This is a genomic window from Prevotella sp. HUN102 (assembly GCF_000688375.1).
Taxonomy (GTDB): Bacteria; Bacteroidota; Bacteroidia; order Bacteroidales; family Bacteroidaceae; genus Prevotella.
In genome coordinates this window covers 1465739-1489424 of sequence record NZ_JIAF01000004.1, presented here as the reverse complement: position 1 = coordinate 1489424, position 23686 = coordinate 1465739, and the positions used below count along the sequence as shown (strand labels likewise).

At 42.6% G+C, this 23686-nt stretch carries 23 protein-coding genes; 4 read left to right on the top strand and 19 right to left on the bottom strand.

Features of this window, described 5'->3' with window-relative positions; genetic code table 11:
• The 4 genes from P150_RS0111490 to P150_RS0111475 form a co-directional block, all read right to left on the bottom strand.
• The gene (locus P150_RS0111490; RefSeq protein ID WP_028897808.1) at nucleotides 1-402 is read right to left on the bottom strand and encodes a hypothetical protein; all 402 of its coding nucleotides are present in this window, start codon (nucleotides 400-402) and stop codon (nucleotides 1-3) included.
• Between the two features lie 34 nt (nucleotides 403-436).
• Nucleotides 437-676, bottom strand: a complete 240-nt coding sequence (locus P150_RS16470) for an ornithine aminotransferase (protein WP_155953002.1) — start codon at nucleotides 674-676, stop codon at nucleotides 437-439.
• Nucleotides 677-848: 172 nt separating this feature from the next.
• Nucleotides 849-1118, bottom strand: a complete 270-nt coding sequence (locus P150_RS0111480) for a hypothetical protein (protein WP_028897807.1) — start codon at nucleotides 1116-1118, stop codon at nucleotides 849-851.
• A gap of 117 nt (nucleotides 1119-1235) precedes the next feature.
• A complete protein-coding gene (locus P150_RS0111475; protein WP_028897806.1) occupies nucleotides 1236-1433 on the bottom strand; it encodes a helix-turn-helix transcriptional regulator in 198 nt (65 codons plus the stop codon).
• A 163-nt stretch (nucleotides 1434-1596) separates the two neighbouring features.
• Here P150_RS0111475 and P150_RS0111470 point away from each other — a divergent pair, with 163 nt between their 5' ends.
• A complete protein-coding gene (locus P150_RS0111470; RefSeq protein ID WP_036932204.1) occupies nucleotides 1597-1962 on the top strand; it encodes a helix-turn-helix transcriptional regulator in 366 nt (121 codons plus the stop codon).
• Between the two features lie 515 nt (nucleotides 1963-2477).
• Here P150_RS0111470 and P150_RS0111465 read toward each other — a convergent pair.
• The 11 genes from P150_RS0111465 to P150_RS0111415 form a co-directional block, all read right to left on the bottom strand.
• Nucleotides 2478-2723, bottom strand: coding sequence for a hypothetical protein (locus P150_RS0111465; protein ID WP_028897804.1), 246 nt, complete (start codon nucleotides 2721-2723; stop codon nucleotides 2478-2480).
• A gap of 64 nt (nucleotides 2724-2787) precedes the next feature.
• Entirely contained in the window at nucleotides 2788-2949 is a 162-nt protein-coding gene (locus P150_RS17645; RefSeq protein ID WP_155953001.1) for a hypothetical protein, read from the bottom strand.
• Between the two features lie 278 nt (nucleotides 2950-3227).
• Nucleotides 3228-5282: a S8 family peptidase gene (locus P150_RS0111455; RefSeq protein WP_028897803.1), complete on the bottom strand. Its 2055-nt coding sequence runs from the start codon at nucleotides 5280-5282 to the stop codon at nucleotides 3228-3230.
• 75 nt (nucleotides 5283-5357) lie between these two features.
• Complete coding sequence (locus P150_RS0111450; RefSeq protein ID WP_028897802.1) at nucleotides 5358-6638, bottom strand: GLUG motif-containing protein; 1281 nt, start codon at nucleotides 6636-6638, stop codon at nucleotides 5358-5360.
• A gap of 582 nt (nucleotides 6639-7220) precedes the next feature.
• A complete protein-coding gene (gene rodA / locus P150_RS0111445) occupies nucleotides 7221-8696 on the bottom strand; it encodes a rod shape-determining protein RodA (protein WP_028897801.1) in 1476 nt (491 codons plus the stop codon).
• A 31-nt stretch (nucleotides 8697-8727) separates the two neighbouring features.
• Nucleotides 8728-10863, bottom strand: coding sequence for a penicillin-binding protein 2 (gene mrdA, locus P150_RS0111440; protein WP_028897800.1), 2136 nt, complete (start codon nucleotides 10861-10863; stop codon nucleotides 8728-8730).
• Nucleotides 10864-11364: a rod shape-determining protein MreD gene (gene mreD / locus P150_RS0111435; protein ID WP_028897799.1), complete on the bottom strand. Its 501-nt coding sequence runs from the start codon at nucleotides 11362-11364 to the stop codon at nucleotides 10864-10866.
• Nucleotides 11365-11433: 69 nt separating this feature from the next.
• On the bottom strand, nucleotides 11434-12315 hold the full coding sequence (gene mreC, locus P150_RS0111430; protein ID WP_028897798.1) for a rod shape-determining protein MreC: 882 nt from the start codon (nucleotides 12313-12315) through the stop codon (nucleotides 11434-11436).
• A gap of 87 nt (nucleotides 12316-12402) precedes the next feature.
• Nucleotides 12403-13425: a rod shape-determining protein gene (locus P150_RS0111425; protein WP_028897797.1), complete on the bottom strand. Its 1023-nt coding sequence runs from the start codon at nucleotides 13423-13425 to the stop codon at nucleotides 12403-12405.
• 93 nt (nucleotides 13426-13518) lie between these two features.
• On the bottom strand, nucleotides 13519-14112 hold the full coding sequence (locus tag P150_RS0111420) for an IMP cyclohydrolase (RefSeq protein WP_028897796.1): 594 nt from the start codon (nucleotides 14110-14112) through the stop codon (nucleotides 13519-13521).
• A gap of 217 nt (nucleotides 14113-14329) precedes the next feature.
• Nucleotides 14330-14692 (bottom strand): hypothetical protein, encoded by a 363-nt coding sequence (locus P150_RS0111415; RefSeq protein WP_028897795.1) that lies wholly within the window; start codon nucleotides 14690-14692, stop codon nucleotides 14330-14332.
• Between the two features lie 116 nt (nucleotides 14693-14808).
• On the opposite strand from P150_RS0111415, the gene mutY reads away from it, so the two are divergent.
• Nucleotides 14809-15792: an A/G-specific adenine glycosylase gene (gene mutY / locus P150_RS0111410; RefSeq protein WP_028897794.1), complete on the top strand. Its 984-nt coding sequence runs from the start codon at nucleotides 14809-14811 to the stop codon at nucleotides 15790-15792.
• 18 nt (nucleotides 15793-15810) lie between these two features.
• Here mutY and P150_RS0111405 read toward each other — a convergent pair whose 3' ends face one another.
• Both P150_RS0111405 and P150_RS0111395 read right to left on the bottom strand, forming a co-directional pair.
• A complete protein-coding gene (locus tag P150_RS0111405) occupies nucleotides 15811-17082 on the bottom strand; it encodes an MFS transporter (RefSeq protein ID WP_036932200.1) in 1272 nt (423 codons plus the stop codon).
• Nucleotides 17083-17420: 338 nt separating this feature from the next.
• Nucleotides 17421-18167 (bottom strand): porin family protein, encoded by a 747-nt coding sequence (locus tag P150_RS0111395; RefSeq protein WP_028897792.1) that lies wholly within the window; start codon nucleotides 18165-18167, stop codon nucleotides 17421-17423.
• Between the two features lie 220 nt (nucleotides 18168-18387).
• Here P150_RS0111395 and P150_RS17165 point away from each other — a divergent pair, with 220 nt between their 5' ends.
• Both P150_RS17165 and P150_RS0111385 read left to right on the top strand, forming a co-directional pair.
• Nucleotides 18388-18555, top strand: coding sequence for a DUF362 domain-containing protein (locus tag P150_RS17165; protein ID WP_081819322.1), 168 nt, complete (start codon nucleotides 18388-18390; stop codon nucleotides 18553-18555).
• Between the two features lie 352 nt (nucleotides 18556-18907).
• Nucleotides 18908-21640 carry a calcium-translocating P-type ATPase, PMCA-type gene (locus P150_RS0111385; protein ID WP_028897790.1) on the top strand — a complete coding sequence of 911 codons (2733 nt, stop codon included), beginning with the start codon at nucleotides 18908-18910 and terminating at the stop codon, nucleotides 21638-21640.
• 141 nt (nucleotides 21641-21781) lie between these two features.
• On the opposite strand, the gene P150_RS0111380 is transcribed toward P150_RS0111385, so the two are convergent.
• The gene (locus P150_RS0111380) at nucleotides 21782-22840 is read right to left on the bottom strand and encodes a bifunctional methionine sulfoxide reductase B/A protein (protein WP_081819321.1); all 1059 of its coding nucleotides are present in this window, start codon (nucleotides 22838-22840) and stop codon (nucleotides 21782-21784) included.
• Between the two features lie 4 nt (nucleotides 22841-22844).
• On the bottom strand, nucleotides 22845-23444 hold the full coding sequence (locus P150_RS0111375; RefSeq protein ID WP_028897788.1) for a nitroreductase family protein: 600 nt from the start codon (nucleotides 23442-23444) through the stop codon (nucleotides 22845-22847).
• Nucleotides 23445-23686 lie beyond the last annotated feature (242 nt).

Below are 23686 nucleotides of genomic sequence, written 5' to 3'. Positions count from 1 at the left end.
TTATTTCTCCTCAAACAGTTCCAACTGACGGGACTGGAAAGCCTCGTTTATAGTTACTCCAAGATATTCTGCCACAGCTGCATATTCTTTCTCTGTAATGGCTTTTCGACCGAAGTATAGATTCCAGTACCTGCGCTGCCCGATGCCCGTTTCTTCATAAAAGGCTCTTGTCGGGCTGAAATCCTCGGGATGTCTGAATTTCATCTTGAGCATTTCAAGCAGCAGATTGCGTCTTACTGCTTGTCCGGTTGTCAGCCGGTTTCTCAGAATGTAGAGCCTGACGGACATTGGGCTGCGCCTCAGGTCCGCTGCCATATCTTCAAGCGAGGCCTTGCCGAGATGCAGCCTCACATACGCTGCATCTTCATCGGTCCATCTCCTGTTGTTCTTGTGCATTTCCATATACAGTTATTGATAGCTTTTTACAAAGGCAAAATTAAGTATTGTGTTTCACGTCAAGCATTCGTTCCATGCCTGCACCCTTGCTCTTTCCATCAGGATGCAGAACCTGTGAATACTCGCAGTCGAAGCGAAATATCCTCGCACCATCGGCCGGATGGATGCGCCCAAGATTCTGCTGTACATACATCTTCAGTGCTTCGTGGAGCAGACGGAGATCTTTTTCGCTTAAATCATTGACGGAGAACTTGCCCCAACTGTCTTTGTCTATATACATAACGGTTATTTTAATTTATTTCTGAATAGTTCAGTAATGTTTTGCCTGAGTATCTTTTTCATCGTTGGAGTGAAGGATATACGTCCGTTTTTAGATTTAAAGCGAATACTGAACACCTTAATACCATTCTTGCGTTTAAAAGCTTTCCTTACTTTTCTTATACTGGTCATAATTATTCGAATTTGAGATCAAAACTTTTATCCCTGCTCAATGGAAATCCGGATTTACAGACGATATTTCCATCCTCTCCATTTGTAAGGAATATATCTTTTTTGCTTTCTCTACTGGCAGAAAAAGCCCGACCATATTCATCCCATACTACCAATTGGCTGTTTGTATGGGCATTGACCTGTCTGACATTGGAATGTTGTAGCTTCATCTCGTCGATAGTTATATCTGCACTGAGAGCATCTATCGCTTTTTCAAAATCTTTTGCTTTCATTGATTCTCTGTTGTTGATTCACATTTCTTACTGTGGGCATACTGCACATACTTTTTAATCTTCATACAGTATAATCCGTTAATACAATTTCGGTGATATTGGCAGTTTTTGCATTCATCACACATTTGGCCACAACTCTTTTTCAGATATTTGAAGATAATCGGCAATAACTTTTCTTTTGAGTGCATCAGGAAGAAAATCCCCTCGAAACCACCTATAGACAGTTATCTTTGATACTCTGCAGAGGGTAGCTAAATTTTCCATAAGTTCATCCCTTTGATTAGGGAGAGAATTAACATACTCTTTGAATTCCATTTGTTTTTTTTTATTGTTTTCATTGCTACATCAAATGTTTTTACTATTTTCGTAGCGTAAAAAATATTACGTGATGCAAAAGTGCAAAATATTTTTGGAATACGAAAACATTTGAGTGATTATTTCACTCAATATTTTAATTATCTAAATTTCTATAGAATTAATGGAACAAGAAACAATTAACGATAGGATTCGCTATATTATTGAAAAAGAGGGGCATACAGTTAGTTCCTTTGCGAAAAAAATGGATATTGGCGACCAGACTATTCGAAGTATTACAAAAGATCGGAATAAGCCAAGTTACGATATTATTGTGAAAATCGTAGAGAACTTTGATTGGGTTGATGCTAATTGGCTTGTTATGGGGGAGAAAAGTGAAACTGATACAGATAAAAAGAAGCTCTATTCGATTATAGCGACACAGCAAAAAACCATAGAAAACCAACAAAAAACAATAGATCGACTGACATCAAAACTGGTACAGGACATATCTGAAGCGTCTTCCCCCAAAGTGGCAAATGTCGGCTGATAAGGATGTATTCCAAAACATCGAAAGAGTAAAAATACGATATTGTTGTCAATATCTAAAAATGAAAAATCACTCAAATGTTTGATTTTTAAATAGTTTCAAGATTCCTGTAATCGGCGACAAATCGGTGACAAAAGATGTATAACAAAAAAAGTCCCTGTTGATTATCAATGAGTTAACAATAAAATATTTGCTTTCGTAAATCGCCTCATCCCGACTTATATAAAGAAAAAAGGAGCTGATAGTCAGCTCCTTTTTTCTTTATCGGGCAATTTGAGGTTGGCAAAAATTGGCAAATTCCTGTTTCATCATTAAAAGGTTGTTCAACGAGGCATTTCACTCAAAGAATAAAATTCCTGAAAATATTCTTAGAACTGACAGATGGCAACTAGTGAGATTGTCAGTTGGAAAATTCCGAAGTTTCATAAGGTTTCGTAAACGGAGAAAGGAAGAAAGAATGTGAATGAATTTTTCCATTATCGCAGAACAAACAAAGATAACAAAGGATGGGAAGATTAAGTAGTCGAGAGCAGCCATATAAGGATAAGGCAGGCTACAAGAATGTGCAAAGCTATCGTGAGTCGAACATTCTGCGTCTTGTTTCCCGGCGACCAAAGCCACGCCCAGAGCACCGGACCGATAACCGGTATTCCCATTGAAAGAGCAAAGAAGAAAAGAAACCCCATACATCCGATTCCTATGGTAAGGAAGGGAGCAAGGACTATCAGAAGAACAGCATAAAGAATATAGAATAGTTCCATAATTCAATGTTTATTTCAATGCAAAAATAGTAAAAGGCTGCTATATAGGGCAGAATTAAAGATTTTAGTGCTTCATTATATAGCGATAAATCAGATAGCCAAGTATCGGAGTAAACACCGTCATACAGATAAAATACATTAGCTTGATTACCCAATTCTCCCCTCTGCACAGAAAAGGCATAAGCACAAGAGCTATTATAAACGATATACCTTGTATCAGTTCCATAATCCTAATGTTTATTTCAATACAAATATAACATTTATAATCTAATAATGCAAGTCATTTTAGGTAATACAAGTTTAATAAAGGCGCTAAAATATTTTAAACAGCATAACAAATATACGTAGCGCATACTTAGTTTCCTCACATAAACGAAAAGCTATGTATGCGCTACAAGTCAAGTAGGAACTCTTATTCAACGGTGTAATACAATATAAATTATTATATATCTTCTGCAGCTCGTCGGATGCAATAGGCAAGGTAGATGCAGAATATTCTCTTGATTAAATTTTAATCTTTACAGATTTTACGGTATTTCCCTTGATATGCACAACGTAAATGCCTGAAGGAACATTGCCTAATTGCATCCTATTGCCTTCAGTGCGTTTGATGAGTATACCCGATGCCGTATAAAGCTGAATGGAGTTTGCCCCAAGAGCTATAATGGAACGTGCAGCGGAATCATACATATAATGCAATTCGGAAGCATCTGATGGAATACTGCTGACGGATGCTGTCTCAACCAATTTTTTCAATCCTTCCAAAGCATTGAGTTTTCCTCGTCCATAGGCATTGTTGGGTACAGTTGAAGTAAACCCATCAGTTACAGAAGTGCTGAGTAAATCCCTCACTTCAGCAGCAGTGAGATCATTCTTGGCTTCCAGCCACAAAGCCATAGTACCTGCTACAACCGGTGTTGCCATAGAGGTTCCATAGGCTACTCCCCAACAGTAGTTACGCCCATCGCTTATTATGGAATGCGTTTTAAGGTTGTTCGGTATACTATAAGAAGCTGCATATGAATTGAAAGAAGAAACAACAGCTGCGCCCGGAGCTACAACATCTGGTTTTATACGTCCATCAAATGTTGGACCTTGTCCAGACATAGGATAGAGTGCATCCTTCTGCCATTTCATATCCTGTTTTTTACCCATAATATCAGTATAATAACGCTTGCTAACATACGCTCCGACAGCAATAGGTTCGTTTCCAGTGGCAGTCGAGGCGACAGAAGAGACATTGGAACCTTCTGAAAAACCAAATTTGCCATTGGAACTGAATGTTCCATAATCACAGTTAGCCATCATATAACCATCTTGAGCTGTCATATCTATTTCCCATACTTCATTTTCAGCACATCTATATATCAAATTGAGCGAAAGCGCAGGACGGCCTGTCTGTGCGTTTAGCATTGAAGATACAGTAAGTTGTGAGTTTGCTGCATCCGAAGTTCCGAATTTTGTATAGCTTTGTGTCCACTCAGTCGCTGTAGAAAAAGTCTGAGCAAACAGTTCATCGTTGTTTTTTGTATTGCGAAGGGTAAGCTTAAGTGTATAATTCCCGTCTTTTTCTCCCATCACAAACATATTGTCGCGACCATATTTAGGTACATTCCAGAAACTTTTCAGGGTGGAATTAGTTCTCAAAGTTGCTGCACGGTGTCCTTCATTCCCCGTAGCAATGGCAAGCAGCACTCCTTTTTTATTAGCCAAAAGACCGTCGATCATCGAAGCGAGTGTACCAGAGCCATCCTTATAGCCTAAAACCACTCCAAAACTAATGTTGATAACAATTGGCTTCTTCTGTGCTTCGGCATACTTCAACAGAAAATCCACACCGTCTACAATTCCCTGTTCGGTTTTATTGGTTGCAACAAGTACTATATCGGCTTCGGGAGCCATACCTTTGTAATTGCCTGACGCACTACCTGCCGCTATACCTGCCACGTGAGTTCCGTGTGTGTCGAATGATTGATCGTGGGCTGCTGCAAGGACTGCTGAAGTTGAATCGTATATACGTCCATATCCATAGGCATTCTCTGATACTACCTGATTGCTTTGATCCCAAGCGCAGAGAATACGGCTGTTACCCGATGCATCTTTAAAGTTCGGATGTGAAAAATCAAATCCTGTATCTATCACGCCGACAATAACATTCTTACCTTTGTAAGAGCTTGTCAAACCAGAACCTCCATCGTGAACAGCATCGATATGTGTCAGTATGCGAACAGAGTCCAACATAGGACGTGTGGTATCACCAATATCAATTTGCGATATAGAAGGTTCATCGGCAATGGAATCCACCATCTGTAAAGGTATCAAAGCCGTATATCTGTTGCCCACTTTAACATTAAGATGAATGTCGTAGCGTGATACAAGAGATTGGATGTTCGCATTTTCCTTGAATATAAGGAAAGCATTAACATATTGCTTTTTTTCCGTGAGTTGTGCAGATATGGTGCGTGAAGTGAGTTTTGGAGAATGATTACGGATGGTTTGTGCCACCAGAGAAGTGGAAAGCAATATGGAAAATGCAAATAAACTTATTTGTTTCTTCATAGGAATTGATGTTGAAAAACACAATCGCCCGGCAAGTTTAGAACTGCTGGGCGATATGTGTATAGAAATACAATATTATTTTACAAGAATCTTGGCAGTCGCTGTTGCTGATTTTACTATATACAGACCTGCTGTTGGCAATGTTATGTGCGTGCCTTGCCCAACAAGCCTCCCATCTATTGTATAAACAGATACCGATTGCGAAGCAACTGCTTCGCGACCATTGACACGGAAGTCTTCTATTTCTGATACTCGTATGAAACTTTCAATGCTTGTAGTTTGATTTGCAGCTTCGACAATCCACGCAAGGTTTGGGAATCCACTGTTTATCCCTTTTTCATCCTTTACAAAAGGAGCAGGATTCTGATTGTCATTGAGTGCATCAAGAACTGCCTGAGTTTTCATTTCATCGGCAGTCTTGGCCGTTGCACTCGGATCAGAAACTCCACTCGTTGCCTCGACATAGAAGTTATTTGAAACAGTACCTGTGCTTGAAGACGGATCGCCTATGACTGCATGAGGAACAAAAATGTTGCTGAGAGAAGCTCCTGTAATTTTACCCGTGTTGTAACAACTCGTTACTGAAGCCTGATCATAAAGACTGCTTACAATACCACCTACTCCATAACTCGGAGTAACCGTAACAGGCCCTGCATTGATACAATTCTTTATCACAGAGCTTCCTACGGCCTGTGCCGCAATGCCACCCACATCGTTCGTTCCCTTGATTTCACCAGTATTGAAACAGTTCTGAACCATACCAGCATCTATAACGGCAACGATACCTCCGCAATTCATAGTGCCCTGCAAACGTCCCTGAAACAGAATGTTCCAAACCAAACCATCAGTCATATGACCAACCAATGAACCAGTTTCCAAATCGCCGGCAATCTGAACCGAATTGGATAGAATAACATTATGGATACGTGCAGGAGCATTGATGGCTGCAAACAAACCAGTACCTCCCAAATCATTAGGTTCTTTAAGCTGAATCAGAAGATTTCTTATAGGCTTGTTGTTACCATCGAAAGTTCCCTTAAAATAAGATGAGTTATCTTCATCCTGCATAGTTTCAGAATTGAATCCTTTATCGAATTTTCCTATTGGACGGAAAATCTGACCGGCATCTGCCCCCATATTCAATTCATTTGTTATCTTGAAGAACTTGCCCTCATAAGATTCTGTTGGCGAAACAGTTGCACTGAGATAAGCCAAATGGGCGGGCTTCTCTATCAAATAAGGATTAGCTTCCGTACCATCACCATTGGTCCAAACAGCGGAAGTACCATCCCATATCTGTGCAGAGGCAGAGAATGAGACAATAACTGTAACGAGTAGTGTAAAAATTTTCTTCATAAAGCATAGGTTAAATTAATAATAAATATTGCATATAGTCAACGATGCTTCGCAATAATACAACCAACAACTGCTGACTATGCTTGTTTTTGCAAATATATTAAATTATTTCAGAATAATCAAATAAAATTTTGAATTTTACAAAAAGACTTTTAAAAACATCAATATTCACTCTTGTAGAATGTAAGCTGATGTATACCCTTTATCTTTCATTCTATTTTTTATTTATATTGGGTATTCTGTTTTCTTCATACATCGGTTTTTATTCTCGTATATCAAGGTTTGAATTACACGATGTGGTAAATTTATGTATTCCATAAATACCTGAAAATCAATTGGTATTTTTTGCTTTTTAAACGTGCGAAAAATGCACTGCAATCTTCGCAAAAATGCACTATAAATGTGCGAAGAATGAAATACATTCTTCGGATACATACAAATCAATCAAATCTTGACTTACTTCAAACTGAAGTATATCGTTGGAAAAATCAGATTGAAAACGTAATAAAATAGAAAGGGTATGTCGATAGATTTATTCCACCAACAAGGCATTATTATCTTATTGAAAATGCAAAATTTCCCCTATTGGCGAACTAGGTTTCTCCCTGCATCTATTCGCATAAAAATAAATAACAACAGCGTAAAGCCCCACAAAGAAGAACCTCCATAACTGAAGAACGGCAACGGAATACCGATAACGGGGGTCAGACCGAGCACCATCCCCACATTGATGAACACGTGGAAAAGAAAAATACCTGCAACGCAATATCCATAGACGCGACCGAACTTGAACGGTTGTCGCTCGGCAACAACCATCAGTCGCAAGATGAGTGCCAGAAAAAGGAGAAGCACGGTGGCTGAACCTAAAAATCCTTCCTCCTCGCCTACTGTACAGAAAATAAAGTCGGTATCTTGTTCAGGCACGAAATTCAGTTTTGTCTGCGTTCCGTTGAGGAATCCCTTGCCTCGAAGACCACCTGACCCAATGGCAATCTCGCTCTGATGAACATTATAGCCTGCACCTGCCATATCTTCTTCCAAGCCAAAAAGCACATTGATACGCACACGCTGATGGGGCTGCATCACATCGTTCAATACATAATCAGCAGAATAGAAAAAAGCAATAGAGCCTATTGCGAACAGTGCTATATACATATAATTGATGATGCGTGAACTCATCGACACGTAAACAAGATAGCCTATCAGACAAGCTGAAAGAATCAACTGTATCCAAACTATATCGAATGGAATTACGTATTCGGAAAACAGAACTGCCAACAAGGTTATGCCGACCACAAACGATAGTATCCTCTTCACTTTTGCCTTGTCCTGCATATATACCCAAACCATTCCCGCCGAGAACAGCTGAACCAGAAGCAGAACAAAGAACTTTCCCGACGAGGTTTGCGTGTGCAACAGCGTTACATCGGCATATTTCACGCCTACCACGAAATAGATAATCATTGATATGCCCGTGAAAAGGAAAGCTCCGGACATTCCTTCACGATAGAACATCAGGAAGAACGACAGATAAACAAGTGCCGAACCGGTTTCCTTCTGACCCACAATCAGCAGCATCGGGAAAAGGACAATGCCGCAGGCAGCAGCAAAGTGTTTCCAGTTTTCCATCGTAAAGCCGTAGGCTGACATAAATTTGGAGATAGCCAATGCCGTGGCAAACTTAGCAAATTCGGCGGGTTGCAGTCTTAAAGGTCCAAGGACTATCCACGATCGAGAACCTTTGATTTCGTGTGGATTGAAGACAGTGGCAAAAAGCAACAGCACCAATAAGCCGTAGACAACATAGGCGAAAGTATCGTAGAGTCGGTCGTCCATCATCAGAAGCACAAAGCCTAGACAGATGGAAGTTCCGATCCATACAATCTGCATACCGGAACGGGAATCGAAAGAGAAGATATCAGTGTCTCCATAGGTATAGCTCGCACCACAAACGCTTACCCATCCGAAGATGAGCAATGCAATGTAAATGCCTATCGTCCACCAATCCAATGAACGAAGAACACCCGGTTGCTTATCTGCCTTATAGTTAGCTGCCACTTTGTATATTTATTATCTTACTGATTACGCTTTAATCTGATTTCGGTTTGGAAGTATTCTCCTCTTTCTTTCCTCCTTCCGTATCGTCTTTGTTTTTCTTGTCTTTTTCAGACTTTATCTTTACCTCTTCATCAACCCTTATCGCAGGTTCATTCAAAGGTTGTTTGTTCTTGTCTTTCTCCTCGGCATCTTTCTTTGCCTGCTGTTCTTTCTGCAATTTTGTTTCTTCCATCATCTGTTTCTGTTTTTCCAGACGGAGAGAATCCTTTATCTGATTGACTCTCTTGATGGAATCAAGGCGCAGAGAGTCGGCGTGGCTCAACGGACGTTTGAAAGGATAACTGATATGGCGTTTCTGAATGCCTTCAGCCTTGCGAGCATCAGCTTCGGTTAGTTTACCATTGATGTACTGCTCTATCATCAACGAGCCGATTGGCACGCCGAACACAGCACCGAAACCACCGTTTTCAACATAAACGGCAATGGCAATCTTTGGCGTGTCTACGGGTGCAAAACCCATAAATACGGAGTGGTCTTTACCACGGTTCTGTGCCGTACCGGTCTTTCCTGCAAGCGTATAGCCCGGATGCACAGCGTGGGCACAAGTTCCACCACGCACCGAAGACTCCATACCGGCTATAACCTTCTCGTATGAAAGCTGACTGCCCATTGTCTGGTGCCTCTCTGTGAACTTCTTATCCAATGCCTCGCCCTCAATGCTCTGAACAACGTGTGGCGTATAGTAGTAACCACGGTTTGCTATCGTGGCACCAAGATTGGCAATCTGCAATGGTGTCAGGTTCACTTCGCCCTGACCGATGGAAATAGAGATGACTGACAGTGGATTCCAAGTGCCGAAAGCGTTGTTATAAAACTCTGCATTGGGAATCAATCCACGCTTTTCTCCCGGCAAATCGATACCCAGTTGGTATCCGAAACCCATTGACTTCATATAGTCGCGCCATCTGTTCATTGCCTCATCCAACGTCTTGTATTTCTTTCTGTTGGACAACATATAATACAATCCCCAACAATAATAGGCATTACAAGATGTACTCAACGAAGGGACGAGTGATATAGGCGATGCGTGTCCGTGGCATCCTACGTGCAATCCCTTGAAAGAGAAACCGTGAGGACAAGGGTATCGTGTGGAGTCGTTGATAATTCCTTCTGTATAATAGGTTACTGCCTGACTGGTTTTGAAAGTAGAACCCGGTGGATATTGTCCCATTATGGCTCTGTTCAACAATGGTTTTGCAGGATCAAGTGTCATTTCCGATTGATTTTTTCCTCGCATCTTGCCTATCATATCACGAGGGTCGAACGTTGGAGAAGAAATCATTGCGAGTATCTGACCTGTCTTTGGTTCAATTGCAACAACGGCACCGAGTTTTCCTTCCATCAAACGTTCGCCGAGTGCCTGCAAGTCGGCATCAAGACCCAGTTGGATATTCTTTCCCGGTTGTGGTTTCTGATCAAATTCTCCATCCTGATAACGGCCTTTTATTCTTCCCCGAGCATCACGCAACAGAATCTGAACGCCTTTCTGACCACGCAACTGCTTTTCATACTCACGTTCAACACCCATCTTTCCTATATAATCGCCCGGTTGATAATACTGGTCTTTCTCTACATCTGCCTTGTTTACTTCGGCCACATCTCCAAGAACGTGGCCGGCTATCGGTTCCTGATACTGACGAATACTGCGTCTTTGAATATAAAATCCGGGAAAACGATACAGTTTTTCTTGGAAAGCACTAAACTCCTTGTCGCTCAACTGACTGATAAAAAGCTGCTGAGTGAAGCGGGAATATCCGGGATTCTTGTTGCGATCCTTGATTTCCTGCATTCGTTTTACATAATATTCTTTGGTAATATTCAGTGCTTTGCAAAATTCAAGCGTGTCTATACGGTCTTTCTGTTCGTTCATAACCACCATAATGTCATAGGCTGGTTGGTTATAAACAAGAATCTTTCCATTACGGTCTGTAATAATACCACGCGACGGAAACTCTATCTTTTTTAGAAAAGCATTGGAATCGGCTCTCTGTCTGTAATCATCGCTTGCGATCTGTAAGGCAAACAAACGGATAACATAGACAATAATAACAACTATTGCCACTCCACTTAATACCAGACGACGCTTTTCTAAATCAAAATTCTTCATTTACCGACTCCTCACGTGTTCTATTACAAGAATCATCAACAAAGTAAGCAAAGTACTTCCTCCTATACATTCGAGCCATTCGAGGATATTGAAGAAACTGAACATCTCCAAAGAGAAAAAGGAAAGAGTAAAAATAACAGTCAGTATGGCTGCATACCACACGTATTGGAAGAAACCTAACGTGTCCATACCGGGTTGAAGGTCGTCAGCACTATCACGCGGTATGAACGGATGAAGAACATACGGCTGAAGCGCAGCTATCAACGTCATTGAAGCAGCCGATACTCCCGGAGTGTTTGAAAATGTATCAATAACCAGTCCCATAAAGAATGCCAACAGGAGCATTATCCATTGAGGAGTGTTTCTTCTGAAAAGGAGTACAAAATAAATATAGAGTAACGGAGTGGCTATACCAAACAAGTGTATGTGATTGAGCACAAACACTTGCGCAAGTACAAGTATCAAAAACCACAAGGTTCCTTTTAAAAAATCTATATTCATCCTTTAGCGAATTAGTCTTTACAGAACAATTGATAGTTGCAATAATTTCTGACCAGTTATCATACAAGATTAATTTCCCGGCATAATGCCATCGCCCAAACGTCTGATGGAATCATTTGCAGCATCCATCATCTTTTTCTGTTCGCGAATACTGGCGTCGTCGATAACGCTCACGTCGCGCAAACTACCAAAGTCGGTAGACAGTTGAACAGCCACTCGATACGATAAACCATCTTCAGAATTGTAGACCTGCTTAACTTTACCCACTAAGATTCCTTCAGGGAAAATAGAGGAATAGCCACTCGTTACAACTCTATCGCCCACTTCAAATTTTGCGTGCCGTGGCACATCATCCAAATAGGCAATATCCGTTGCACCACCTGCCCAATGTAAATATCCGAAATAGTTTCTTCCCTGAATAGAACAGCTTATATTTGACTTCGCATTCAATACAGGTATCACAATGGAATAATGGATTCCAACCAAATATACTGTACCGACAATGCCATTTCCACAAGCCACGCCCATATCAACGTGGACGCCATCTCTTGAGCCTTTGTTGATTGTAATGAGATTATCGGAACCTGAAACAGAATTGGAAACCACTTTAGCGTGAATCAACTTAAACTGCGACAGGTATCTGTACTGACCTTTATTCAGATATTTCGGATCACGCGTCTTCTCATAAAGCTGTCCAGAGAGTTCCTTAACCTGAAGTTCCAGTTCTACATTCCGTTTTGTAAGTTCTTCATTTGCTTTTCCCATTGTCAGATAGGACGAAATCTCCGAACTTACCTCGTATGCCTTACCAGCAACAATGTTGGCTGAAGTAAACCACACACTGCCTTGATAGTTATTGAACCTGAACAAAAGTACTAAACTGATTATTTCCAGCAACAGGAAAAGAAACCAGTGTTTGTATTTTGCCAAAAACTCTGCTAGATTATGCATTCTTAGAACTGTGGAACATAAATATCTATCAAAGCAATGCCTCCAATCGGGAGACATTGCCATAACAGATATGTTTTGCTTTTATAATTATCTCATCAAGAATGAGAAACGGTCTACATTGTTAAGTGCAATACCTGCACCCTTCGCAACGCTGTGCAACGGATCCTCGGCAATATGGAATGGGATATTGATTTTATCGGTCAGACGCTTGTCGATACCACGCAACAATGCACCACCACCACTCAAGTAGATACCGTTCTTCACAATATCAGCATACAGTTCAGGCGGAGTGTTCTCAAGAGCTGACAAAACTGCGTTTTCAATCTTTGCAACAGTCTTGTCGAGACAGTGTGCGATTTCCTGATAGCATACAGGAACCTCCATTGGAAGAGCAGTAATGCGATTAGGACCGTGAACAATGTAATCTTCCGGAGCTTCTTCGCCCAAGTCTGTCAATGCAGAACCCACGGCAACCTTGATACGCTCCGCCATACGCTCGCTGACCTTCACGTTGTGCTGACGGCTCATATACTCCTGAATGTCGGCAGTCAAATCATCGCCAGCCACACGGATAGAGTTGTTGCAGACAATGCCTCCCAATGAAATCACGGCAATTTCCGTGCTGCCACCACCGATATCAACAATCATATTTCCTTCCGGTGCCTCAACATCGAGCCCCATACCGAGAGCTGCCGCCATTGGCTCGAAGATAAGATACACGTCTCTGCCATCGGCGTGTTCAGCAGAATCGCGAACGGCACGGAGTTCAACTTCCGTTGAGCCCGAAGGAACACCAATTACCATTCTCAATGATGGCGAAAACAAACGGTTCCCACTATGAACCATCTTGATAAGCCCACGCATCATCTGCTCGCAGGCAGTAAAGTCTGCAATCACACCGTCGCGAAGTGGTCGGATAGTACGAATGTTAGGATGCTCCTTTTCGTACATCATTTTAGCATCACCTCCTACTGCAATCATCTTGTCCGTGCGACGGTCAAGCGCAACCACAGAAGGTTCGTCTACAACGATCTTGTCATCACTGATAATGATCGTATTTGCTGTTCCCAGGTCCATTGCTATTTCCTGGATAAATGAAAATAATCCCATTCTTTATAAATTGTAAATAAGATGCCGGCTTAGTTTTACAAACTGCCAACAAGTAAATTATTGCTTTTTGAAAACCAGTTCTGCAAGTTGAAATTACTTGGCAAACCAGTTGTGAATAGCTGTATCATACTGACTGCTTACACCAAATGCACGCTCTGCGAACATTTTCCGGTCTTCAAAATCAGTCTGCGCACCCTTAGTATTCAGTATCTGAAGGAGCACCGGATACTCTGCCTTGCTTGGTACAATCACAACATCGTTGAAGTTCTTCGCTCCGGCACGAATCAGCGATATGCCGCCGATGTCTATTTTCTCGATAATGTTAGCCTCGCTGGCACCGCTTGCCACAGTCTGCTCGAAAGGATAAAGGTCCACAACAACCAAGTCGATGGTTGGAATCTCGTATTCCTTCATCTGCACACTATCGCTTTCATTATCGCGACGAGAGAGAATGCCACCGAATATTTTCGGATGCAAGGTCTTCACACGACCTCCGAGAATCGAAGGATAGGTGGTTACGTCTTCAACCTTCTGGCATTCGTAGCCAAGAGATTCAATAAACTGTTGCGTGCCACCCGTACTTAGAAATTTAACACCCTCTTCGTTCAGTTTCTTCAACAGGTCGTCCAAACCGTCCTTGTGAAAAACCGAGATAAGTGCAGTCTTGATTTGTTTTGTACCAGCCATATTTAAGATTTTGGATTTGAATTGCAAAGTTACTAAAACCATACAACTATAACAACATTTTCGACGCAAAAAAACTTAAATATAGCAACAAAATTGCTCAATATCAATTTCCCTGTATATACCTAATTATTGCACCGATGTGCGAATATATATAAAAATAAAAAACGAGACACTCATTCGCTACACGGGGAACGCATAGCGAATGAGCAAGGAAGCCTTATTTAAAAATGCCTAAGCCGTCGAGAATACCCTGCAATTCTCCACCGAACTCCAGAACTTTGTCCAGCAATCCCTCCTTGGCGCCGTTTGCCATATACTTGGCGCACTGTCCTTCGAGCTTACCTATCTTCTGCCGTTCAGCAGCATTGTAATCATACTTGGAAATACGCTTCCGGATTTTGCCGAACTTGTCCACAGCTCCTTTCCATTCATCCACGGTGTAGTCTCTGCTGTTGTCTCTCAGCTCATAAGAGAATCTTTCGAGATCATTTACGGCAGACTGCTTCGTGGTACACGAGCCGATAGTCAGCGCAAATGCTGCGATGGCTACAAAATGCGATATTTTTCCTGTTCTTTTCATACTTTTTCCTTAATTAGTAAGTTATTATTCGCAACAAAAGTAGGAAATAATATGGAATCGACCAACTTTTTAGCATTTTACTTTTCATACTTATCCGTTTTCCTTATCTTTGCAATATGAACTTTACCAATGCTTTATTAAAATGGTATGAACTGAACGGGCGCAGCCTGCCGTGGCGGGAAACCACGAACCCTTATGCTATATGGCTGAGCGAAGTAATTCTTCAGCAAACACGCATCGCACAAGGATGGGAATACTGGGAACGATTTATGAAGCGATGGCCTACGGTAGAGAATCTGGCATCGGCTACCGAGGATGAGGTTTTACGCGAATGGCAAGGGCTCGGCTATTACTCACGTGCCAGAAATCTGCACAAAGCTGCCCGCCAAATCGCAGAGGCAGGCAGTTTTCCCACCACCTACGAAACCATCAAGACTCTGAAAGGCGTAGGCGACTATACGGCTGCTGCCATTGCATCCATTGCTTTCAACGAACCGGTTGCAGTAGTAGACGGCAATGTTTACAGAGTTATTTCACGATATTTCGGCATCGACACACCAATAGACTCCACTCAGGGGAAAAAGGAATTTAAAGCTATGGCACAGGAGTATCTTGCGAAAGACAAGCCTGCGACATTCAATCAGGCCATTATGGATTTCGGGGCTATTCAATGCACGCCTGCATCCCCGGACTGCAATGTTTGTCCTCTTGTTGAGACCTGTGCAGCCTACGCTGAACAAAAAATCGACACGCTGCCTGTGAAAAGCAAGAAAATTAAACAGCGCGAACGCGTCTTCTCCTTTATATATATAAGGTGTAACGATGAGATTGCGATTCGCAAACGTGCGGCAGGCGACATCTGGCAAGGCTTATGGGAATTTCCAACAACCGATGCCTGCAACATAGCCATAGAAGAAAGCAAGGCCATTGCACACAAGGTAAAACACGTCTTGACACATCAGGTTTTATATGCAGACTTCTATTTGCTCGAAACTGACATCAAACCCAGTCTGCCACCTGATTACATTTGGATTAAGGAAACGGAACTGAACAACTACGCCCTACCCCGTCTCCTCGAAATTCTCCTGTCCAAACTTTGAACCCAACGCAGAAAAAACTTATTCTTTCTTTCCAAATTCAGGGTCGATTTTCAAGAGCGAGGCTACGAGGAACGGAAAGACGCACGATGCCATCACTATGACGAAAAACCAATCGTAGCCCACCAGTTCGGCAAGTTTACCGGAAAACAATCCCGGCAACATCATCGACAGAGCCATAAAGCCCGTGCAGAGTGCATAATGGCTTGTCTTGTGTTCGCCCTGACTGAAATAAATCATAAACAGCATATAGGCACTGAAACCGAATCCATAGCCGAAATTCTCTATGAAAACAGCCGTGCTGATAGCCCAGATGCTTTCGGGAATCTCGAATGCCAGATACACGTAGGCAATATTAGGCAACGTGATGGCAACGGTCATTGGCCAAAGCCACTTCTTCAACCCTCCCCTACTTGCCACAATACCTCCGAGTATTCCTCCCAAGAGCAATCCTAAAACGCCAACCGTTCCATTCACGATTCCGAATTCCTCCAGACTCAGAGCCAATCCTCCGTCCGTTCTTTTTCCCTGAAGGAACAGAGGCGACACCGGCGTGAGCAAAGCCTCCGGCAAGCGATAGAGCAACAGGAAGGCAATAGCCACCCATATCTGCTTTTTCAAAAAGAAAGAAGCAAAGGTTGCCCCAAATTCCCTAAGCAGTTCTCCAGCAGTAAGTTTATAGTGTTCGGCATCTTCGCTCGGCTTAGGCAAAACAAACTTGTGGTATAGGGACAATCCGATGAAGAATGCCGTAAGCCCATAGAATATCAGTGCCCAACTCAGTTGAACATCCATACTCTTTTGAAGCAGTCCTGCCAATGCTATCAGACCACCCTTTCCGACTACCATTGACACACGATAGAATGTTGAACGGATACCCACGAAGAAAGCCTGTTCTCTTTCTGCAAGACCGAGCATATAGAATCCGTCTGCCCCTACATCGTGCGTGGCACTGGAAAAAGCCAGCAGCCAAAAGAAGCATATCGAGCCCTGCAACCACCAGTCCGTGTCTATCACGAAAGCCACTCCTCCGAAGGCTGCTCCCAGAAGAAGCTGCATAGCCGTTATCCACCAACGTTTTGTCTTTACCAAATCAAGGAACGGACTCCACAGGGGTTTTATTACCCACGGAAGATAAAACCAAGAGGTGTAGAAAGTTATTTCTGCGTCGGAAAGTCCCAACTGCATATAAATCTGGATTGACAACAAGGTTACGGCAACGTATGGCAACCCTTCGGCAAAGTAAAGCGAAGGTACCCACGCCCACGGTGATATCTTACGATTGGGATTCAATTCTCTTTTGTTTTTAATTAATAGTATTGTGCTGTGCAAACCTGCAACGAATGCAAAGATAGCAAAATAAACTTATATTTCTGCCATTCTGCGCTGAATTGAGCAAAAAACAACGATAACATCACAGGTGGATAAAAGCACGATTTGCAAATGACCGAAGAATGGCTTGCAATCTTCGCACATTTGCATTCCATTTTTGCGAAGAATGGAACGCATTCTTCGCACGTTTGAAAAGCATTCTTTTAAAGGCTGATTTTCAATTACTTACAAATTGCACCATATTTAATAAACAGCACTGCTTTCAAAGCGAAGGTTCGGCAGTTCAATCTTCACACTTCCTACTCAAAATAGAAAGTCAGTGCTATCATTTTAGACCTTGCTTCCTTGGCAGAATTTGTGTACATCAGCATACTCTTATCGCGTAATTTATCAGCGTGCTTGCCATCAAGGCTATTGGTCAGGCTGTACATAAACTTCAGTTCAGGACGCAGTTTGAAATAAGACAAGTAGAAATCGCAGCCAATACCCACTTCCAGATATGCGTCGTTTCCCTTCAGTTTCAGAAAATCATTGTCCTTTCTCGACAGATTCAGCATCGGATTGATTCCCACCATTACGTATGGGCGGTGGTTGTTGAACCTTGGAGCAGCGGCAATCAGGTCGAACGCACACGCAAAGTATGCCGTCTTTAAATCCTGTACTTTTTCAGTCGGACGGCCATTCACGTCCAAATCCGTATGATTCTTGAATGTGAGGTGCCGAGTTCCGAAATACATTGATGGCGCAACTCGGAATTGGAGATGCGTGTTGAGCCTCAATTCGCCCAACACACCTACGGTAAAGCCGGCATCCCAACGGTCCTGATCTGCTGATACCACCTTTTCCACTATTCCGTTTCCATCCTCAAGGTCAATCATCTGAGGTCCGGCATTCAGCAATTCCAAATCCTGCAGATGCGTTCCCACCATCACTCCGAAATGAAACTTGCGCAAATCGGTGTAGGGACGGTTCTGAACGGTTCGCTCCTGTGCATTGCCTGCAAGCACGCAGGCTAAAAATATCGCTATGTATAGAAGTCTTTTCATATCTGTAATAATAACGACATTTCCATTCTCTTTATTGTGCAGCTAATTCCAATCCTAACTAATAGGTATCCATATTTTTATTTTGTCTAAATATTGAAAAAACTATCATTACTATTAGGTATTAATCAAAAATATTTCTACCTTTGCATCAAACAAAAGTAGGTATAACCAAATAGGAACCTATACAAAAACATTATTTACAATATAAAAGATTATTATTATGGCATACGTAATTGGAAATGACTGTATCGCTTGCGGTACTTGTATTGATGAATGTCCAGTAGCTGCAATCTCTGAAGGCGATATCTACAAAATCGACCCAGATGCTTGCACAGAATGTGGCACTTGTGCTGAAGTTTGTCCTAACGAGGCTATCAGCCTTCCATAAGGAAAACATATTGTTACTGATTAAATTTTAAAGTGGGTTCTTCGGAATCCATTTTTTTGTTTTGCAATATTTGTACGCTCGGTTATTCTTGTCCGATTATAGTTTTTTAATTTCTTGTTTATCTCATCCTGAACTTAAGTTGCGAGGAAAATCCATTTTAATTATTATCTTTGCAGAGCAAAATAAACAGTTGTTGAAAGAGCTATTCAGTGAGCGGACTGATTTCCCAATGCAGAAACAGCATAGGATGCCTTACCTCTTTAAATATATAAGAACTACTTTAGAGTGAGAATATTCCTTGCCCATTAGCACTTTCACACCGCCATCAACTGATTTTAAATAAAATGACATTATGAGCCAAAACAAACATTACGTTGGACTTTCAGACGAAGAAGTGTTGCAGAGCCGTGAGAAACACGGTGCAAATGTGCTGACGCCTCCACAGAAAGACTCGAAATGGAAACTATTCTTTGAGAAACTCACAGGACCGTTCGGACATCTGATCAAAGGATGGAACGATGGCGACGAGCTTATCTTCATTCTTGAGATTGCAGTCATCCTGTCTGTATTCATATCCCTCGCAGAATATTTCCATTGGTTTGGCCTGCACGGTGCCGACGCAACGGTATTCTTCGAGCCTATCGGCATTCTCGTGGCTATCTTCCTCGCTACCGGAATCGCATTCTATTTTGAGTTGAAGGCTGATAAGGAGTTTTCCATCCTCAATCAAGTGAACGATGAAGAACCGGTTCAGGTAATCAGAAACGGCCATCCGGTAAAGATTCTGAAGAAAGATGTAGTGGTGGGCGACATCATTATCATCGGAACAGGCGAAGAAATCCCTGCCGATGCAGAACTTTTGGAAGCCATTACGCTGAAAATGGACGAATCCACGCTGACTGGAGAGCCTGTCTGCGAGAAAACCACCGACGAATCGCTTTTCGATAAAGAAGCTACTTTTCCGAGCAACCACATTATGCGTGGCACGAAGGTAATGGAAGGACACGGCATTTGCAGGGTCTATGCCGTGGGAGACGCCACTGAAAACGGAAAGGTAATGGGGGCTGCGCAGATAGACGACAGCGTTAAGACACCTCTGAACGAACAGCTTGACGGTCTTGGCAAACTCATTACAAAGGCAAGTTACAGTATCGCTGCGCTCATCGTAGTGGGAAGGATTATAATGTATCTGACTACCAGTGAGTTTGAAATCGGAAACTTCATTGCCTATCTGCTTCAGACCTTTATGATTGCCGTTACACTCATCGTGGTGGCTGTGCCGGAAGGACTGCCGATGGCCGTATCACTCTCGCTCGCCTACTCTATGCGCAAGATGCTCAAGACAAACAATCTCGTGAGAAAGATGCACGCTTGCGAGACAATGGGGGCTACAAGCGTAATCTGTACCGATAAAACAGGTACGCTTACGCAAAACAGAATGCAGGTTTACAAGACGAATTTCTATGGTTTGAAGGACGGAAAACTCGGCAACGACGAACTCTGCCTGATGATTACCGAAGGAATAGCCGTGAACTCTACTGCGCAGCTTGACTTTTCGGACAGCGAAAAGGCGAACGTATTGGGCAACCCTACCGAAGGTGCGCTATTATTGTGGCTGCACGACAATAATCTCAACTATCTTGAACTGAAGGACAAGACCGAGCGACTCGAAGAAATACCATTCTCCACCGAACGTAAATATATGGCAACGCTCGTAAAGAGTGCGAATGGCAAAAAAATACTCTATCTGAAAGGCGCGCCTGAAATCGTATTCTCGCTTTGCAAGACTGCAAGCGGCAATGTTACGAAGGAGACTATCGATGCGCAATTAATTGAATATCAGAATCAGGCAATGCGCACGCTCGGATTTGCCGCACAGGTAATCGAAAACGATGAAGATGTGATTCACAACGGAGAGCTGAAAGCCGACAAACTGAACTTCCTCGGTATCGTAGCCATCAGCGATCCCGTGCGCGAAGATGTTCCTTCTGCCGTGGAGAAATGCTTCACTGCCGGCATAAAAGTAAAAATCGTTACGGGCGATACGCCGGGAACGGCAAAAGAAATAGGCAGACAGATTGGTTTATGGAATGACGGAACCGATACAGATAGAAACATTATAACCGGTCCTGAATTTGCGGCATTGAGCAATGAAGAACTGGCTGACCGTGTACTGGATCTGAAAATCATTTCCCGAGCGCGCCCGATGGACAAGAAACGTCTTGTGGAAGCACTCCAAGCACAGAATCAAGTGGTGGCTGTTACAGGCGACGGAACGAACGATGCACCTGCTTTGAAGGCTGCACAGGTGGGACTCTCGATGGGCGACGGAACATCCGTAGCAAAGGAAGCATCAGACATTACCATCATAGACAATTCGTTCTCGTCAATCGGCAGAGCCGTAATGTGGGGACGCTCGCTCTATCAGAACATTCAGCGTTTCATTCTCTTCCAAATGACGGTAAATGTAGCAGCTTGTCTCATCGTGTTGGCAGGTGCGTTTATGGGCACTGATTCGCCACTCACGGTTACACAGATGCTCTGGGTAAACCTCATTATGGACACTTTCGCGGCGATGGCACTTGCAGCGTTGCCTCCTGATGCCAGAGTTATGCAGCATAAGCCACGAAACCGTATGGCATTCATCATCAACCGACCAATGAAGTTTGCCATTATCGGCGTGGGAGGTCTCTTCTTCCTCGCACTCATCAGCTTGGTTTACATCTTCCAACACAGCGACATCACGAGTCTCAGACAGTTGTGCGACCTCAAACTCAACTCCGCCGACCATCATCTCTCGGCTTACGAACTCTCATTGTTCTTCACTATCTTCGTGATGCTGCAATTCTGGAATATGTTCAACGCACGAGCATTCGCAACTGGCAAGACAGCGTTCCACTTCAAAGGCTGCCAGAGTTTCATCGGCATTGCACTCATTATCCTAATCGGACAAATCATCATCGTAACCGTCGGAGGCCCGCTCTTCAGCGTTACGCCATTGAAGATAGAAGACTGGATTTTGATTATTCTCGGAACATCTGTTGTACTATGGATTCGCGAGCTATTCAATCTCTTTACAAAGTAACAACAAACCACTTCAAACAAGAAACGCCACGGAATGCAGATGTTCCGTGGCATTTCTTTATCTTTATTATAATAAACAGGTGTCAAATACTAAACGTACATTGTTTAAACGCCTGCTTGAGAAAACTAAAGAACAACAACTTTATTTCTTCTTATTCGCTTTCTTGGCATATTCAAACAGTGCGCGCGGCAGGTGGCAATAGCCATTGGGATTCTTATCAAGATAGTCCTGATGATACTCTTCTGCACGGTAGAAGTTCTTCAATGGAAGCAATTCCACTTCAAGCAATTGTGAATATTTGCTTTCTTCCTTATCGAACACCTTTCTGATGGCAGCCTTTTCTGAAGCATCCGTATAATATACGCCGGTACGGTACTGCGTTCCCTTGTCGTTCCCTTGTCGGTTTAGGCTCAACGGGTCAATAGACTTGAAGTAAAGCTCCAGCAAAAACTCCAGACTTACAACCGATGGGTCGTAGACAATATGAACGGCTTCGGCAAAACCGGTTCTGTCCGTGCATACTTCTTCATAGGTTGGATTCTCAGTTTTGCCATTTGCATAGCCAACTTCTGTTGAAACAACGCCTTCCACCTGTTTGATGTAGTGCTCCGTTCCCCAGAAACATCCACCTGCCACATAGATTTCCTTCGTTTTTGACAGCAAACCTATGTATTCTCCATATCCTTCTTTTTCCATATCTTCTTTCGGTATAAATTTCAGTGAAGCACTATTGATACAGTAGCGCATTCCTCCTTTGTCCTTCGGGCCATCATTGAAAACGTGGCCGAGATGCGCATTTCCTTTCTTGCTCCTCACTTCCACACGTTGCATTCCGTGAGAATTATCTTCAACTTCAACAAGAAGTTCTTCGTTTATCGGTTTCGAGAACGCAGGCCAGCCGCAGCCGGAGTTATATTTATCCGCAGAAACGAACAAAGGTTCGCCCGTAGTGATATCAACATAGATACCTTCCCTGAACTCTTCATCGTATTCATTGGTAAAAGGGCGTTCCGTTGCGCCGTTCTGCGTAACGGCATACTGCTCCGAAGAAAGTTCAGACTTCAGCAGCGAGTCGTTGTTTGCACGCCGTTCCAGTTGTTCACGCATTGTAGTCATCTTATCCATATTGTTGTTTGTGCAGGAAAAAAGCATAAATCCCAACAGGCAAAGTGCCGGGACGAAAGTCTTAAACCTCTTCATAGGCTTAGGGAACGAGCACTCGTTCGTTGAGAGGTTGATATTCCTTTTCTCCCGGTTCACCGGCAGGCGCACCGAACGGCATTTCAGCAATGAGCTTCCAATCTGAAGGAATATCGAATTCCTTCGCTACCCTTTCATCTATCAGTGGGTTATAGTGCTGCACGCTTGCCCCAAAACCTGCATCTTCCAACAACGTCCATATAGCAAACTGGTGCATAGCATTTGTGTGCTCCGACCATACGGGGAAATTGGGAGCGTAAGATGGGAACTGCTCCTGCAAAGTCTTTACAGGACGCTGGTCTTCATAGAACAGAATAGTACCATATCCACTCTGGAAAGCTCCTTCGATTTTTTCCTTTGTAGCCTGAAAAGCCTCAGCAGGCACGATACCCTGAAGAATTTCCTTCGTGATATCCCATACACGCTGATGCTTTTCGTGCAACAATACCACAACACGCGTAGACTGACTGTTGAATGCAGACGGAACGTGCTTAACTGCTTCGTTCACTATATTGATGATTTCTTTGTCGGAAATAGGAGATTCGTTCTTTAGTGCATAATATGAACGGCGATGAGCCATTGCTTCCAAAAATGTTTTAGCCATAATCCTAATCTTTTTACTTTGTCAATACTATTTTTATACTTTGCACTGCAAACTTACTGAAATAATTCCAATATTGCAAGCAAAATGCTTATAAACACTATGAAAATAACATAAATATGGTATAATTTATTTTAGTTATCCACCATTTTAATTAAATTATTCTTCCTTCTGTAAACATCTGATAATCAGGTATCAAAATCTTTGTTTGCAAACGTGCGAAGAATACATTCCAATCTTCGCAA